The sequence below is a fragment of the Frigoribacterium sp. VKM Ac-2859 genome (assembly GCF_013204925.1).
GTDB lineage: Bacteria > Actinomycetota > Actinomycetes > Actinomycetales > Microbacteriaceae > Frigoribacterium.
This window is the reverse complement of record NZ_JABMLC010000002.1, coordinates 1415269-1430761: the sequence shown is the minus strand read 5'-3', so window position 1 is coordinate 1430761 and position 15493 is coordinate 1415269. Positions and strand designations below refer to the sequence as shown.

The 15493-nt window shown below is 74.1% G+C and carries 14 protein-coding genes; 5 read left to right on the top strand and 9 right to left on the bottom strand.

Annotated features, from left to right (window positions below; translation table 11 throughout):
• Positions 1 to 245: 245 nt before the first annotated feature.
• From HQQ78_RS14645 to HQQ78_RS14630, 4 genes are all read right to left on the bottom strand, one after another.
• Positions 246 to 1205, bottom strand: coding sequence for a helix-turn-helix domain-containing protein (locus tag HQQ78_RS14645; protein WP_056044714.1), 960 nt, complete (start codon positions 1203 to 1205; stop codon positions 246 to 248).
• A gap of 85 nt (positions 1206 to 1290) precedes the next feature.
• Complete coding sequence (locus tag HQQ78_RS14640; RefSeq protein WP_123570969.1) at positions 1291 to 1764, bottom strand: hypothetical protein; 474 nt, start codon at positions 1762 to 1764, stop codon at positions 1291 to 1293.
• Between the two features lie 190 nt (positions 1765 to 1954).
• A complete protein-coding gene (locus HQQ78_RS14635) occupies positions 1955 to 2509 on the bottom strand; it encodes a TetR/AcrR family transcriptional regulator (RefSeq protein WP_371740417.1) in 555 nt (184 codons plus the stop codon).
• Between the two features lie 2 nt (positions 2510 to 2511).
• On the bottom strand, positions 2512 to 3096 hold the full coding sequence (locus tag HQQ78_RS14630) for a sugar O-acetyltransferase (RefSeq protein ID WP_159825057.1): 585 nt from the start codon (positions 3094 to 3096) through the stop codon (positions 2512 to 2514).
• Positions 3097 to 3142: 46 nt separating this feature from the next.
• Between HQQ78_RS14630 and HQQ78_RS14625 the strand changes: the two genes are divergently transcribed.
• Both HQQ78_RS14625 and HQQ78_RS14620 read left to right on the top strand, forming a co-directional pair.
• Entirely contained in the window at positions 3143 to 4360 is a 1218-nt protein-coding gene (locus HQQ78_RS14625; protein WP_173154389.1) for an MFS transporter, read from the top strand.
• A 16-nt stretch (positions 4361 to 4376) separates the two neighbouring features.
• Positions 4377 to 5786: an MFS transporter gene (locus tag HQQ78_RS14620; RefSeq protein ID WP_173154388.1), complete on the top strand. Its 1410-nt coding sequence runs from the start codon at positions 4377 to 4379 to the stop codon at positions 5784 to 5786.
• A gap of 219 nt (positions 5787 to 6005) precedes the next feature.
• Here HQQ78_RS14620 and HQQ78_RS16065 read toward each other — a convergent pair whose 3' ends face one another.
• Positions 6006 to 6317 (bottom strand): AzlD domain-containing protein, encoded by a 312-nt coding sequence (locus HQQ78_RS16065; RefSeq protein ID WP_173154386.1) that lies wholly within the window; start codon positions 6315 to 6317, stop codon positions 6006 to 6008.
• Positions 6314 to 7024, bottom strand: a complete 711-nt coding sequence (locus HQQ78_RS16060) for an AzlC family ABC transporter permease (RefSeq protein ID WP_371740495.1) — start codon at positions 7022 to 7024, stop codon at positions 6314 to 6316. The genes HQQ78_RS16065 and HQQ78_RS16060 overlap by 4 nt, the downstream gene beginning before the upstream one ends.
• A 361-nt stretch (positions 7025 to 7385) precedes the next feature.
• Here HQQ78_RS16060 and HQQ78_RS14605 point away from each other — a divergent pair, with 361 nt between their 5' ends.
• On the top strand, positions 7386 to 7898 hold the full coding sequence (locus HQQ78_RS14605; protein ID WP_173154382.1) for a BLUF domain-containing protein: 513 nt from the start codon (positions 7386 to 7388) through the stop codon (positions 7896 to 7898).
• A 116-nt stretch (positions 7899 to 8014) separates the two neighbouring features.
• On the top strand, positions 8015 to 10345 hold the full coding sequence (locus HQQ78_RS14600) for an alpha-galactosidase (protein WP_173154380.1): 2331 nt from the start codon (positions 8015 to 8017) through the stop codon (positions 10343 to 10345).
• A gap of 184 nt (positions 10346 to 10529) precedes the next feature.
• Here the strand turns inward: HQQ78_RS14600 and HQQ78_RS14595 are convergent, their stop codons facing one another.
• Entirely contained in the window at positions 10530 to 11786 is a 1257-nt protein-coding gene (locus tag HQQ78_RS14595; protein ID WP_173154378.1) for an ROK family transcriptional regulator, read from the bottom strand.
• A 173-nt stretch (positions 11787 to 11959) separates the two neighbouring features.
• On the opposite strand from HQQ78_RS14595, the gene HQQ78_RS14590 reads away from it, so the two are divergent.
• Positions 11960 to 12196: a hypothetical protein gene (locus HQQ78_RS14590; RefSeq protein WP_156155609.1), complete on the top strand. Its 237-nt coding sequence runs from the start codon at positions 11960 to 11962 to the stop codon at positions 12194 to 12196.
• A gap of 47 nt (positions 12197 to 12243) precedes the next feature.
• Here HQQ78_RS14590 and HQQ78_RS14585 read toward each other — a convergent pair whose 3' ends face one another.
• Complete coding sequence (locus HQQ78_RS14585; RefSeq protein ID WP_043596621.1) at positions 12244 to 12516, bottom strand: zinc-ribbon domain-containing protein; 273 nt, start codon at positions 12514 to 12516, stop codon at positions 12244 to 12246.
• Positions 12517 to 13152: 636 nt separating this feature from the next.
• A complete protein-coding gene (locus HQQ78_RS14580) occupies positions 13153 to 15453 on the bottom strand; it encodes a heavy metal translocating P-type ATPase (protein ID WP_254065173.1) in 2301 nt (766 codons plus the stop codon).
• Positions 15454 to 15493: the final 40 nt, after the last annotated feature.

Here is a 15493-nt window from a genome sequence, read left to right as displayed (position 1 = left end):
CGCCAGGAGGTGGTCAAGGCGCCAGGACGTGGTCACGGCGCCAGGTTTTCCCGTGGCGCGGTGACCACCTCCTGGCGTGGTGGCTGGTGGGCTGGTCGCGCCACACCCCATCCCGCCATGAAGTAAACAGTCCGCCACACAAAGACGTGGCGGACTGTTCACATCGTGGCGGCGTGCCCGGCTGGCGGGACGGCCGAGGAGGCGCGGCGCGGCCTGCTCGCGCCGGCGCGGCTGACCGCCCGGGCTCAGCGCTGCAGCGTCGCGCTGGGGTACTCGCCGAAGCGTCCGACGTACGACGCCGTGAAGCGGCTCAGGTGGGTGAAGCCCCAGCGCTGGGCGACGGCACCGACGGTGGCCTCGCCCGGGGCGAGCTCGATCAGCTCGGCCCGCACGTGGTCGAGGCGGATGGTGCGCAGGTACTCGGTGGGCGTCACGCCGAGCTGTCGGCTGAAGGCCTGCTGCAGCCCCCGCGGCGTCAGGTGCACGGACTCGGCCAGCTGGGTCATGTTGACCGGCAGGTGCGAGTGCGTGTGCAGGTACTCGACCGCCTCGCGCAGCCGGGCGTTGCGCGGGACGAGCAGGGCGGGCGGCAGGTCGATGGACCGGTGCGAGAACGTGTCGAGGAGGGCGAACGCCGACTCGCGCTTGAGCTCGGAGCGCAGCAGCTCGGTCGACTCGCCGCCGAGGATGGTCTTCGCGGCGTTAGTGATGGTGGACTGCCAACGACGCAGGTTCGCCAGGTCGGGCACGGCCGTGTGGTCGAACTGCAACGGCCCGGCGAGGGCCCCTTCGTGCTCGGCCGCCATGCGCTCGAGGTAGGCGGCGTCGAAGTGCACCAGGTTCTGGCGGTACTCGCGCACCTCGAACTCGAAGGCCTTGCCGGTCGGGAACATCAGCGGGCGGCCGATCTCGAACGCGGCCTCTTCGGCGCCCACGTCGACCCGGCCCTCGCCCGCGGTGATCCAGGCGACGACGTACTCGCGCTCGGGCTGGATGGCCCCGCGGATGTCCCCGAGGAACATCGCCGACCGCAAGGTCATGTCCTCGTCGCCCGCCGTCGTGTAACGGTAGGCGAACGTCTCTTGCCGGGTGTCGGTGCGGAACCCGGCGCCGTTGTAGGTGTCCTCGAACAGGGCGCGCGCCTGGTCCATGTCGCGGCCGCCCATCTCGGAACGCACCGGGGGCAGGGTCTGTTCGGGTTCCATCACAGTGATCCTGCCATGACCGGGCCCCTGAAAGAACGTCCTGACCGGGCCGAAGCCCCGAAGCGGGGGCGGAGGTGCGCGGGGCTCACGCGCCGGCGGGGCTCGTCGCCGGGCCGAAGGCCTTCGTGAACGCCGCCTTGAGCACGGCCTTGAAGCCCGTCGGCAGCCGCGTGCGGTGCAGCACGTCGGCCTCGACGACCAGCGCGAAGAACGTCTCGCCCTCGACCAGCCACCAGGCCCGCACCGTCTCGGTCGAGAACACGGCCTCGCCGTCGGGCTCGTCGGGGCTCTCGACGATGACGCGGTCCTCGTAGAGGGCCACCGCACCGTGTTCGCCGTTCATGGACGCCGAGCACTCGAAGACCAGGTCGGGGTCGAGCGGGGGCGCGAAGTCGCCGAAGAAAAGGTCGGCCGCCGCCGTGCGGGTCGCGTCGCCGATCTCGCCGAAGTCGCTGGCGACGTTGAAGTCGCCGAACGCCGTATCGGAGGCGTCGGAACCGGCGGCGCCGGGAGCGTCGACCTCGGGGGCGCGGCGCGACATGTCGCTCTCTGCGTCCACTGGTTTCTCGACTCTCGTCCCGATCCGGTGCGTACCTTCTCACCGCCGTGCATCTTCTGCACCGGTTCCATTAGAGCGCCTAGCTACTGTGAGTCGCATCCGGGGGCGACCACAGTTCGGTTTGTGGCCATGTCGAGCGGAACCGCAGGAGGCGCGGCCGGCGACGGTCAGGAGGCGCGGCCGGCGACGGTCAGGAGGCGCGCGTGATGCGATCCACGGCCTCGCGGGTCAGCGCACGACTCGGCGGGGACGGGTCGAGGGCACGGTGGATCGAGAGCCCCTCGATCAGGGCGTCGACCTGGCGGGCGGTGTCCGGGTCGAAGTGGCGCTCGAGCTCGACCCGGCTGCGGCGCATCCACTCGCGGGTGATCTCGCGGAACCTCGGCTCGCGTGCGGCCAGCGTGTAGAGCTCGTAGCTGAGCACCTGGTCGCGGACCGCGGCAGGGCCGGTCAGGTCGTCGTGGACCAACGCGACCACCGCCTCCTTGGCGTCGTCGCGGGTGGTCGCGGCACCGAGCCGGCGCTCGAACCGCACGATGATCGTCTCGGCGAAGCGCGAGAACGCCTCGTGCAGCAGTTCGTCCATGCCGTCGAAGTGGTAGGTCATCGAGCCGAGGGGCACGTCGGCGCGCGCCGCGATCTTGCGGTGCGAGGCGCCGGCGACGCCGACCTCGGCCACGACGTCGAGCGCCACGTCGATGAGGCGGTCACGACGGTCGGGCTCGGTGCGTCGCACGGCGCCCACGACTAGATGCTCCTCAGCACGCGGGCCGGATTGCCGACCGCGACCACGTTCGCCGGGACGTCCTTCGTCACCACCGCCCCGGCGCCGATCACGCTGTTCTCGCCGATCGTCACCCCGGGCAGCACGATCGCGCCGCCGCCGAGCCAGACGTTGTCGCCGATCGTGATCGGCTTCGCGGCCTCGAGCTTGTCGCGACGCGGCTGCGGCTCGACCGGGTGCGTCGGGGTCAGCAGCTGGACGTTCGGGCCGATCTGGCAGTCGGCCCCGATCGTGATCGGGGCCACGTCGAGCGCGGTCAGGCCGTAGTTGACGAACGTGCCGGCCCCGATGGTGATGGAGCTGCCGTAGTCGACGTACACCGGGGGCCGGACGTGGGCCGTCTCGTGCAGGCTGCCGAACAGCTCGCGCGCGACGGCCTGCGCGGCGTCGACGTCGTCGGCGAAGACCGCGGCGAAGCGCGCCTGCAAGGTGATCGCCCGCTGCTGCTGCGCCGCGATCTCGGGGTCGTCCGCGATGTAGAGGTCGCCCGCGAGCATCCGCTCGTGGTTCGTGCGCGGGTCGCCGGCGAAGTGGTCGGTGGTGGTCATGCACGACACCCTAGACGACGAGCGTACGAACGTACACACTGGACCCATGACCAACCGACCGCCGTTCAGCCCCGAGCTCGCCCGACGCCGGGCGGCGGTGTTCGCGTTCATGGCGGTCGTCGGCGTCTCGCTCGCCTCGTGGGTCGTGCGGACCCCGGCCATCCGCGACCTGCTGCAGGCGTCGACGGGCGAGATGGGCCTCGTGATCTTCGGCCTGTCCGTCGGGTCGATGGGCGGCATCGTGTCGTCCGCCCCGATCGTCCGGCGGCACGGAGCCCATCGCGCCGTGGCGATCGGCGGCAGCTCGTTGGTCGCCGGCGTGGCCCTGGTCGGCGTGGCCGCCTCGCTCTCGATCACCCCCGGCGTCTTCGTGGGCCTCGCCCTGGTCGGGGCAGGGGTCGGCCTGGCCGAGATCGCCGTCAACATCGAGGGCGCCGCCATCGAGACCGCCTCCGGCCGGTCGGTGCTGCCCGTGCTGCACGGCTGCTTCAGCCTCGGCACGGTCGCGGGGGCCGGCCTCGGCATCCTGCTGACGGCGACGAACGTCCCCGTCCAGTGGCACCTGCTCGGGGTCGCTCTCGCGGGTGGCGCCGCACTGGCCTGGGCGGTGCCGATCGTGCCGCGCTCGACCGGACGCTCCGACGAGCGGGCCGAGCGCGCCTCCGGGGTGCGGGCCCGGCTCGCCGGGTCGCTCGCGGTCTGGCGCGACCGCCGGCTCGTGCTGCTCGGCCTGATCGTGCTCGCGCTCGCCCTGGCCGAGGGGTCGGCCAACGACTGGCTGCCGCTGCTCTTCGTCGACGGGCACGGGGTCTCGGCGACCGCCGGCACGGTCGTCTTCACGGCGTTCGCGGCAGCGATGACGGTCGGCCGCTTCCTCGGCGAACCGCTGCTCGCCCGCTTCGGGCACGCCACCGTGCTGCGCGCCAGCGCACTGGTCTCGGCGGTCGGCATCGCCCTCGTCGTGTTCTCGGACTCGGTCGTCGTCGCGGGCGTCGCCGTCGTGCTGTGGGGACTGGGTGCCGCCCTGGGCTTCCCGGTGACCGTCTCGGCCGCGGCCGACGGCGACGACCCGACGACGGCGGTCGGAGCCGTGGCGACGATGGCCTACGTGGCGTTCCTGGTCGGGCCGCCGCTGCTCGGCTTCGTCGGCGAGCACGTTGGCCTGCGCAGCGCGATGATCGTCGTGCTGGTGGTGGTCGCGGGCGCCTCGCTGATCACCTCGGCGGCGCGTCCCCGCGAGCGGTCCGCCGCCGCCCGGCCTTAGTGTACGTTCGTACACCATGACGTCATCGACGACCTCTCCCGCGGTGCCGGCCCGCACCGTGCCGACGCGCGAGGACCGCCGCGCCCGACTCGGCGTCGCCCTGCTCTTCTTCACCAACGGCGCCCTGATCGCGAACCTCCTCCCGCGCTACCCCGCCATCAAGGACGGCCTCGAGCTGTCCAACGCCGACTTCGGCCTGGCGGTCGCGGCGATGCCGGTCGGCGCGCTCGTCGCGGGGCTCGGCGCCGGGTGGCTGATCCGCCGCCTTCGGTCGTCACGGGTGGCCGTCGTCGGCACGGTCGTCACCGGGGTCGCCGTCCTGCTGGCCGGCATCGCCCCGGTCGGTGGGCTGCTCGCCGCGGGCTTCCTGCTCGCCGGTGCCCTCGACGCCATCGTGGACGTCTCGCAGAACTCGCACGGACTGCGCGTGCAGTACCGCTACCGCCGGTCGATCCTCAACTCGTTCCACGCCGTGTGGAGCATCGGAGCCGTCCTCGGCGGGCTGATGGGCGGGGCGGCGGCGGGACTCGGCATCCCGATCGTCTGGCACCTCGGGGCCTCGGCGCTGATCTTCGCCGTCGTGGCACTCGTCGCCTACCCGCTGCTGCTCGCCGGGCCCGAACCGGCCGAGGGCACGGCCGAGGGGGCGGCCGAGACGGCCGACGCCGTCGTCCTGCCCCGCGACGACGCGACCGCGGGCGCCGGGGCGGCGGCCGCACCCGTGGCGACGGACTCCCCCGACGGTGGAGCGCAGGAGGCGCGGGCCGGCTCGACCACCGGGGCGGGCTCCGTCGACGACGCGACCCGCACCTCCTCGGCTCGTGACGGTCACCGCGTCTCGCCCGGCTTCGTCGCGAAGTGGGGCGTGCTGCTGGCCCTCGTCGTCATCGCGTCGTCGGGCGCCGTCGTCGAGGACGCCGGCAGCACGTGGGCCGCGCTCTACCTGGGGTCGCTCGGGGCCGGCGTGACCGTCGCCGCCCTCGGGTTCGTCTCGCTGCAGGGGGCCCAGTTCGTCGGACGACTGCTGGGCGACGGCATGGTCGACCGCTTCGGCCAGAAGGCCGTCGCCCGGGCCGGGGGCGTCTTCGTCGCGGTGGGCATGGGCATCGCCCTGGCGTTCCCGTCGGTGATCGGCACGATCGTCGGCTTCGCGGCGGCGGGGTTCGGCGTCGCGACCCTGATCCCGGCGGCGATGCACGCGGCGGACAACCTGCCCGGGTTCCGGGCCGGCACGGGGCTGACCCTGGTGAGCTGGCTGCTGCGACTGGGGTTCCTGGCGTCGCCGCCCGTCGTCGGGTTCGTCGCGGACTCGGCCGGGCTGCGGTACGGACTGCTGCTCGTGCCCGTGGTGGGCGTGGCCGTGGTGCTGCTCGCCGGGGTGCTCGAGGGACGTCGGGCCCGGGGGTCGGCACCGCGCGGCAGCTGATCCGGTCCGTGCCGGATCGGGTCGGGTCGGATCGGGTCGGGTCGGGTCGGGTCGGGTCGGGTCGGGTCGGGTCGGGTCGCACCACCGTCGCGTCGTCGAACCGTGTTCCGAGGTGGTTCGACGACGCGAGCGTGGTGCGGCCTCGGGACAGCCGCCGGTCACGGTGCGACCCCAGGGCGGCCGGTGCGACGGCGACGCGGCGCGGCGCGGCACGGCCGGTCAGGGCAGGCCGAGCAGGCGCAGACCCGCGGCGACGGCGGCCCCGGTGATCACCACGACGAGGAACGGTGCCCGCAGCAGCAGGGCCACCGCCGCCGCGACCAGCGCCCCGAGCCGGGCGTCGACCACGAGCTGCTGTCCGGTGGCGACGGCGTTCGCGACGGTCAACGACGCCAGCAGCCCGATCGTGAGCGTGCCCGCGACCCGCGCCACGCGAGGGTTCGTCAGCCAGCGGCGGGGCACGAGGTACCCGAGCAGCTTGGTGGCGTAGGCGACCACGCAGGCGACGGCGATCCAGACCCAGGTGCTCACGCCGCGCCTCCTCGGCTCGTGGGGTCGGCACCCGGGGTCGCGGCCGCGCCCGGCTCCGGGTCGCGACGCTCGCGCGCAGCCCGCCAGCCGAGGGCCGCGGCGACGACGGCTGCCACCAGGATCGGCACCCCCGGAGGTACGAACGGCACCGCGACGACGGTCACCACCGCGCACGCGACGGCGATCGCGGCCGCGTCACGGGAACGGAGGCGCGGCCACAGCAACGCGAGGAACGCCGCGACGGCCGCCCCGTCGAGTCCCCAGTCGCGCGGGTCACCCATCGCGTCCCCGGCGAGCGCCCCGACCAGGGTGAAGAGGTTCCAGAGCACGAAGACGCCGACCCCCGCGACCCAGAAGCCGCGGCGCTGCTCGAGAGGATCGGCCTGACCGGTGCTCGTGGCGAGCGACTCGTCGATCGTGACGTGCGCGGCCACCAGCCGACGCCAGCCGCGCGGGTGCAGCAGGGCGTTGAGCTGCATGCCGTAGACCGCGTTGCGGATGCCGAGCAGGGCCGCGGCGGACGCGGCTGCCGGACCCGCGCCTCCTCCGGCGACGACGCCGACGAAGGCGAACTGCGAACCTCCGGAGAACAGCAGCAGGCTCAGGACGCAGGTCTGCGCGGTGGTCAGGCCCGAAGCCACGGCGAGCGCACCGAACGAGACGCCGTAGAGGCCGGTCGCGACGGCGATCGACGCCCCGACGCGGATGCCGGGCGAGCGGCGCCACGGGGTCGGGGTGCGGGGCGCGGTCGGGGTCGGGGTCGGGGGCTCGACGGGTTCCCGGTCCCCGGGGAGTGGTTCGGGCTCGGGGGTCGGCGGCACGGTTCCAGCGTAGGGCGGACGATGCCCCGGGCCGAGTGAGGTCGCACCACCGATGTGTCGTCGAGCCACGCACGAGGGTGGTTCGACGACACGTCGGTGGTGCGACCTGGTCGGGCGGGGACATGGCCGGGACGCGGCGGGGACGTAGGGGCCGGGGTCGGACCTGTCAGCGCCCAGAAGTGGGGAGTGCGGCGGGGCGGGACGCCGTGCAGAATCGGTCCAGCCCTGAGCCCGAGGAGGCCCACCCGTGCTGTCCACCGTGTACGTCAGTCGATCGTCGTACCCCTTCACCGACGACGACCTGGCCAACCTGCTGATGACCAGTCGCTCGAACAACGCCCGCCTGGGCATCACCGGCATGCTGCTGCACCGCGAGGGCCGCTTCATCCAGGTGCTCGAGGGGCCCGAGGAGGCGGTCCGTGAGCGCCTCGCCGTGATCGCGCGCGACCCCCGGCACACGGCCGTGCACACCATCGTCGACGAGCTCGTCGAGGACCGGTTGTTCCCCGCCTGGACCATGGGCTACCGGGCCGTCACGGACGACCTGGCGACGGTCCTCCCGGGCTACGCCGACGTCTTCGACTCCGGCACCGGCAATGGCTCCGGTACGGGCTCCGCCTCCGTCGCGGGTGCCGGCGTCCACGACGACTTCAGCAACCTGTCCCCGTCGTCGTCGCACAAGGTCCGCACCCTGCTGCGCTGGTTCCGTGACCAGCCGACCGACGTGACCGACGGGCTGTTCTCGCCCCGCGCCTCCTGACCGGGGCCCGCTGACCGGGGCCCGCCGGCCCGCGGTCCGCCCGCCGGGGTTGTGACCCCCGCTCGGCGTCGGAGATACTTTTCGGACGAAAGTATCTGCCGCCGTCTGGAGCACCCGTGTCGCACCCCACCCCGTCGCCCACCGTCGTCGCGCCGTCCCGGGCACCCGACGCGTTCGTCCACCTGAGCAGCGCCGGCGTCAGCCTGCTGCTCGACGTCACCGACGCGCGCCTGCCGGCGGTCCTGCACTGGGGCGCCGCCCTCGGCCGGCCGACGCTCGAGGACGTGCGGTCCCTCGCCGTCGCGGCGGTGCCGCCGTACGTCAACAACCTGATGGACGAGCCGGTGCGCCTGGCGATCCTGCCCGAGCACCACGCGGGCTGGTCGGGCAAGCCGGGGGTCGGCGGTCACCGCTCGGACGGTGCCGACTGGTCGCCGCGGTTCACGGTCGACGCGCTCGACGTGACGGGTGAGGCGGAGGCGACCCGCGCCTCCTCGGGTCTCGAGCTGGTCGACGCCGGCGCCGCCGTCGTCACGGTCGAGGCGCACGACGACGTCGCCGGGCTCGCCGTCGTGCTCGAGATCGAGCTGACGGCGAGCGGGCTCGTCCGCACCCGGGCCGAGCTGACGAACGTCGCCGGGCGACGCGGAGGCGGCCGGTCGACCCCCGGCGACGACCGGGCGGCGAGCACCGCGGCCGGTGCCGCGAGCACGGCGGCGGACGTGTACACGCTGACCGACCTGCACCTGGCCCTGCCGGTGCCGCCGCGAGCCCGCGAGATCCTCGACTTCGCGGGCCGCTGGGGCAAGGAGCGCACGCCCCAGCGCCGCGAGCTCGTCGTCGGCGTGCACGAACGCGAGGGACGCAAGGGCCGCACCGGCCCGGACGCCGCGACCGTGCTGAGCGTCGGCGTGCCCGGGTTCGGCTTCGGCGACGGCTCGGGAGAGGTCTGGGGGCTGCACGTCGGGTTCAGCGGCGGCCACCGGCACTACGCCGAACGCCTGTCGACCGGGGCGCAGGTGCTGGGCGGCGGCGAGTTGCTGCTGCCGGGCGAGCTGCGGCTCGAGGTGGGCGAGTCGTACCGCAGCCCGTGGGTCTTCGGCTCGTACGGCGACGGCCTCGACGACCAGGCCCGGCGGTTCCACCGGTGGTTGCGCTCCCGCGAGCAGCACCCGACCCGCCCGCGCCCGATGACGATCAACGTCTGGGAGGCCGTCTACTTCGACCACGACCTCGCCCGCCTGCGCGACCTGGCCGACCGGGCCGCCGCCCTCGGCGTCGAGCGGTACGTGCTCGACGACGGGTGGTTCCGGGGGCGACGCGACGACCACGCCGGCCTCGGCGACTGGGTGGTCGACGGCGACGTCTGGCCCGACGGCCTGTCACCGCTGATCGACCACGTCACGGGCCTCGGCATGGAGTTCGGCCTCTGGTTCGAGCCCGAGATGGTCAACGAGGACAGCGACCTCGCCCGCGAACACCCCGAGTGGATCCTGCAGACCGGCGACCGCCTGCCCCCGCGGTCGCGCGACCAGCAGGTGCTGAACCTCGGCATCGCCGGGGCGTTCGAGCACGTGCTCGGCCAGATGACGGCGATCCTCACCGAGTACGACATCGCCTACCTGAAGTGGGACCACAACCGCGACCTCGTCGACGCCGGCACCTGGCCGACCGGCGCCGCGGGCGTCCACGAGCAGACCCTCGCGGCGTACCGGCTGATGGACGAGCTCAAGGCGAGGTTCCCCGGTCTCGAGATCGAGTCGTGCTCGTCCGGCGGCGCCCGCGTCGACCTCGGCGTGCTCGAACGCACCGACCGCGTCTGGGTCAGCGACTGCATCGACCCGCTCGACCGGCAGCAGATGAACCGCTGGACCATGCAGCTCCTGCCGCCCGAGCTGCTCGGCTCGCACATCGCCTCGGGCGTCAGCCACTCGACCGGCCGCTGGCACGAGCTGTCGTTCCGGGCGGGCACCGCCCTGTTCGGCCACCTCGGCATCGAGTGGGACCTCGCCCGGGCCACCGATGCCGAGAACCGCGACCTCGCCGCGTGGATCGCCCTCTACAAGGAGCACCGCCAGCTGATGCACACGGGCGACCTCGTCCGGATCGACGAGGCCGACCCGTCGCTGCTGGTCTACGGCTCGGTCGCCGCCGACGCGAGCGAGGCCCTGTTCTTCCTCGCCTACGTCGGACGGTCGGACGTCGCACCGCTCGGCCGCGTGCTGCTGCCCGGGCTCGACCCCGAGCGCCGGTACCGGGTCGCCCCCGTCACCGTCGGCTCGCCCGACCACGGCCTGACGCCCCCGCCGTGGTGGGGCACGGCGGACGAGGGCGGCGCGTACCCCGGGGTGGTGCTCGACGGACGCGCCCTGGCGGTCGCCGGGCTGCAGGCGCCGTCGTCGTTCCCCGAGCGGGTCGTGTTGCTGCGGGTCACCGCCGCGGGGTGAGGCGGGGGCGGCTGCTCGACGAACCCCGTTCACGACGATGAACCCCGATGAATCGGGGTTCGTCTTCGCATTCGGGGTTCATCGGCGAACGGTCGGGTAGGAGGCGCGGGTCGGGCAGGAGGCGCGGGTCGGGCAGGAGGCGCGGGTCGCGTCCCGAGGGGCGCTCACGCGAGCACGCGCGGCGTCAGCGACCGAGCGCGTGCATCTGGATGGCGACGGCGGCGGCGCCGCGGGCCCACTCGTCGAACCGGAACTCCTGGACGAGCAGGCGGGGCGGCGGGACCGCCCGGTGGGCGTCGCGTGCGATCGCCGCGTCCACCGCGGCCCCACCGACGGTCGCGAGCCGCACGCCCTCGCCCGACAAGAGGACCACCTCGGGGTCGAGCACGTTCAGCACGCCCGCGATCAGCTGGCCCAGGACGTCGGCGGCGGTGTCGACGACGACCCGCGCCTCCTGGTGTCCGTCGGCGGCGAGGACGAGCAGGTCGTCGTAGGCGACCGGGCGGCCGAGGGCCCGGGCGGCGGCGGCCTCGACCGCGGCGACCGTGAGGAACGCGCTCGCGCAGTCGTGGTGGCCGAGGTCGCAGGTGGGGGCCGGCACGTCGGCGCGGGCCGCAGCGGCGGCCGACGCGGGCTCGGGCACGGGCACCGGCACGGGCGCGGGCGCCACGATCCGCTGGTGTCCGACGCTGCCCGCCGACGAGTGTGCCCCGCCGAGCACCTCGCCCGCGGCGACGAGGCCGAGCCCCACGCCGGCGCCGATCGTGACCAGGGCGAACGAGCGCAGCCCGCGTCCCTCGCCGAACCAGAGCTCGGCCTGGGTCAGCGCACGGACGTCGTTCTCGACCCAGGTCGGCAGGCCGGTCGTGGCGGTCAGCAGCTCGGCGAGGGGCACGTCGTCCCAGCCGAGGAACGGCGCGTGCCGCACGTGGGCACGGTCGACGACCTGTCCGCCGACGGTGACGCCGACCGCACGGATGCGGTCGTCCCGGCCGCGGGCCGAGGTCACGACCGCCGCGACCTGGGCCACGACGGCGGCGGGCGACGGGTCGGGCAGGTCGTCGTCGTGCCCGTCCAGCACCCGGCCCCGCTGGTCGGCCACGACGACGAAGAGGCGGTCACGGGTCAGCTTGACGCCGACGAAGTGGTGGGCGTCCGGGTCGAGGTCGAGCGGGACCGAGGGGCGACCCGAGCCGGACGGCGCGAGGGACGCGCGTTCGACCAGCAGCCCGCTCTCGAGCAGGGGTCTGGTGATGCGCGTGAGGCTCGGGCCCGACAGGCCGAGCCGGGCGGCGAGCTCGGTCCGGGGGCGGGCGCCGTGCACGAGGATGTCCAGCACCACGGCCTGCGCGCTGCCGGCCAACGGGGACCAGCCGCCGTCGGCGTGGCCGAGGGAACCGTGAGCGGGAGCGGCGTGCCCGGGAGCGTGGGAGTCCGTCACGCGACGATCCTAGGTGGCCGACCCGCGCCTCCTCGTCCCGACGTCGGGCCCCGCCCGGGCCGAGCCATCGCCGCTTCGGGTCCCCCCGACGCGCGTCGCTGCGTACCCCGCCACCCGAAGTGGGGGACAACCTCGGGGCCCCTCGTGGCCGAACATGAGTCGTGGTGATCCTCATGGACGAAACGCGCGAACTCCCCCTCTGCACGCTGTGCGCGTCGCCGACCCGTCTCGAGCCCAACCCGTTCTACGGCACGGCCCTCTCGGTGCACCGTCACGTGCTCGTCTGCACCTCGTGCGCGACCGTCGGCTTCGCCCCGGCCGTCGCCGACGCCCCCGAGGAGGCGCGGCGCCGGTCCCGCCCCGTCGGCCTGCGTGCCCGCGTGGCCGGCTGGTACCGCGCGCTGCCCTGACGCCACGGCCGCGCCTCCCTGGGCGTCCCGTGCCGCCGAGCGGTCGGTCAGCCCTGCGACCGGCCGCCGCGGGAGGCCGCGGCGTGTTCGGCGTCGGCCTGGAACCGTCCGGCCGCCTCGGCGTCGAGCTCGGTGCCCGCGCCGCAGTAGGCGCAGGTGTAGACGTGCTTCGTCGAGTACGGGATCACCGGGATGAAGAAGAGCGTGAACCACCGACGGTGCTTGACCAGGCGCTGCGCGGCCTCGTTGCCGCAGACCCGGCAGACGAAGAAGAGGACGCCCAGCAGGGCGCTCGTGCCCTTGGTGCCGAAGATGATCATGCGCTCACCCTAGGCGGGACCGGGGCAGCCGGCGGGAGCGGGCCCCGGGGCCTGATGACCCCGGGGCCCTGTTCCTAGCCCTTGCGCACCAGGTCGACTGCGAACCGGGCGACGGTCACGACGAGAGTCGCGATCTGCCACCACGGCACGGTCTTCCTGGGCGGGCGGCGGTCGTCCTCGGACATCCGCTCCCTCCTCTCGGTGTTCGCGCCGGCGAACACCGCGAGAGAGCCAGGGACCCACCCCGTGGGATCGACGTTTGCACGTCGATCGTCATGGGATTACACTTCCGATCAGATGAAGCGGGATCTCTGTTGGGTCCCTGGTTCTCTTCACGGAGAGCACATCGAAGCCCGAGATCGGTTGTGCGGTCTCGGGCTTCGCCATGCCCGGGGGCCGTTCCGGCGATGACGACACCCGACGACCATTTTACATATCGAGCGTCTGTCTGGCGGTGGCGCAAGGCACCCTGTGGGTGGTCGCACCAAGAACTGAACATCGCACCGCCGAAACAGGCGGTGCGACGTTCAGCAGGCGGTGCGACACGTGCCCGCGCAGCTCACCGGCGGCACGACACGTGCCCGCGCAGCTCACCCGTGGTGCGACACGAGTCGGGCACGCGGAGCCCGCCCCGCCTCACCCGGTGCGGAACCGCCGCAGGCGCAGGCTGTTCGTCACGACGAACACGGACGACGCCACCATCGCCGCGCCGGCCAGCACGGGGTTGAGCAGCCCGAGCATCGCGACCGGGATCGCCGCGACGTTGTAGGCGAAGGCCCAGAACAGGTTGCCCTTGATGGTGCCGAGCGTGGCCCGTGACAGGCGGATGGCGTCGGCCACCCCGGCGAGCTCGCCACTGACGACGGTCAGGTCGCCGGCCGCGATGGCCGCGTCCGTGCCGGTCCCGAGGGCGATGCCCAGGTCGGCCGTGGCGAGGGCGGCCGCGTCGTTGACGCCGTCGCCGACCATGGCGACGACGCGACCCTCGGCCTGCAACCGGGCCACCGCCTCCACCTTCTGCTGCGGGGTCGCCTGCGCCACGACGTCCGCCGCGGCGATGCCGACCTGCGCCGCGACGTGCCGTGCCGCGCCCGCGTTGTCGCCGGTCAGCAGCACGGGCGTCAGGCCCAGGCCGCGGAACCGCTCGACGGCCTCCCGCGCACCGGGCTTCACGGTGTCCGCGACGGTGACGACACCGCGCACCCGACCGTCCCAGGCGACGGCGACGGGGGTCGCACCGGTCGCCTCGGCGGCGGCGAACGCCCTCTCGAGCCCGGGAGGCGCGGTGACCGACCACTCGTCGGCCAGCCACCCGGGGCGGCCGACCAGCACGAGCGTGCCGTCGACGAGGGCCTGCACTCCGGCCCCGGCGTGGGCGGTGAACTGCTCCGCAGCCGGGACGACGACCCCGCGCCGGGCGGCCTCGGCCTCGACCGCGCGGGCGACCGGGTGCTCCGAGCCGGACTCCACGGCGGCGGCCCGGGCCAGGACGTCGTCGACCCCGGTGGCCGCGGCGTCGTCGAGGACGACCTCGCGCACGCTCATCCGCCCGGTCGTGACCGTCCCGGTCTTGTCGAGGACGATCGTGTCGACCGTGCGGGTGCGCTCGAGCACCTGCGGCCCCCGGATCACGATGCCGAGCTGCGAGCCGCGGCCCGTGCCGACCAGCAGCGCGGTGGGCGTCGCGAGCCCGAGCGCGCACGGGCAGGCGATGATCAGGGTGGCGACGGCGGCGGTGAACGCGGTCTGCAGCGACCCGGCGAAGAAGCCCCCGCCCCCGGCACCCCCGACGAAGCCGCCGAACGCGAACCAGCCGACGAAGGTCAGCACGGCCAGCCCGATGACGACCGGCACGAACACGGCCGAGACCCGGTCGGCCAGTCGTTGCACCTCGGCCTTGCCGCTCTGCGCCTCCTCGACGAGGCGTCCGAGCCGGGCGAGCTCGGTGTCGGCCCCGACGCGGGTGATCTCGACGAGCAGGCGTCCGCCCACGTTGAGGGTCGCTCCGACGACGCGGTCGCCCGGGCCGACCTCGACCGGCACCGACTCGCCGGTCAGCATGCTCAGGTCGACCGCCGAGGTGCCCTCGCGCACGAGGGCGTCGCTGGCGATCGCCTCGCCCGGACGGACGACCACGAGGTCGCCGGGCACCAGACCCGCGGTGGCGACCCGCGCCTCCTGACCGTCGCGCAGGACGGTGGCCTCCTTCGCGCCGAGTTCGAGCAGGGCGCGCAGGGCCTCGCCCGAGCGGCGCTTGGCGCGGGCCTCGAGCCAGCGGCCGAGCAGGATGAACACGGTCACGGCCGACGCGACCTCGAGGTAGAGCTCGGTCGGACCGCCGTGGGTGGCGACCAGGCTGAACGACATGTGAATGCCCGGCCGGCCGGCGTCGCCGAAGAACAGGGCCCAGAGCGACCAGGCGAAGGCGGCGACCACGCCGACGCTGACGAGGGTGTCCATGCTCGCGGCGCCGTGGCGGAGGTTGACGGCGGCGGCGCGGTGGAAGGGCCAGGCCCCCCACACGGCGACGGGTGCCGCGAGGGTCAGCGCGAGCCACTGCCAGTTCGTGAACTGCAGGGCCGGGACCATCGAGAGCACCACGACGGGCAGGGCGAGGGCGGTGCTGACGAGGGTGCGCCGGCGGAGGGCGTCGACCTCGGTGGCCCGGGCGTCCGGGGCGGCGTCGGACGAGCCGTCGGCCGCGCCGGTCGGGGACGCAGGAGGCGCGGGCACGGTCGCCCCGTACCCCGCGGCGGCCACCGTGGCGATGAGCGCGTCGACGTCGGGCACCCCGGGGTCGCCCTCGCGTGCGTCGTCGACGGCACCGGCCACGACCCGCACGTGGGCCTTCTCGGTCGCGTAGTTCACCGAGGCCTCGACGCCGGGGAGCTTGTTGAGCTTGCGCTCGATGCGGTTGGCGCAGGAGGCGCAGGTCATGCCGGTGATGTCCAACTGCACCGCATCGGGTGGCAGGGTG

Bases quoted from the DNA above. Each gene is read 5' to 3' on its own strand.
- HQQ78_RS14645 (WP_056044714.1), bottom strand. From the start codon at position 1,205: ATGGAACCCGAACAGACCCTGCCCCCGGTGCGTTCCGAGATGGGCGGC.
- HQQ78_RS14630 (WP_159825057.1), bottom strand. From the start codon at position 3,096: ATGACCACCACCGACCACTTCGCCGGCGACCCGCGCACGAACCACGAG.
- HQQ78_RS14625 (WP_173154389.1), top strand. From the start codon at position 3,143: ATGACCAACCGACCGCCGTTCAGCCCCGAGCTCGCCCGACGCCGGGCG.
- HQQ78_RS14620 (WP_173154388.1), top strand. From the start codon at position 4,377: ATGACGTCATCGACGACCTCTCCCGCGGTGCCGGCCCGCACCGTGCCG.
- HQQ78_RS14590 (WP_156155609.1), top strand. From the start codon at position 11,960: ATGGACGAAACGCGCGAACTCCCCCTCTGCACGCTGTGCGCGTCGCCG.
- HQQ78_RS14585 (WP_043596621.1), bottom strand. From the start codon at position 12,516: ATGATCATCTTCGGCACCAAGGGCACGAGCGCCCTGCTGGGCGTCCTC.
- HQQ78_RS14580 (WP_254065173.1), bottom strand. From the start codon at position 15,453: ATGACCTGCGCCTCCTGCGCCAACCGCATCGAGCGCAAGCTCAACAAG.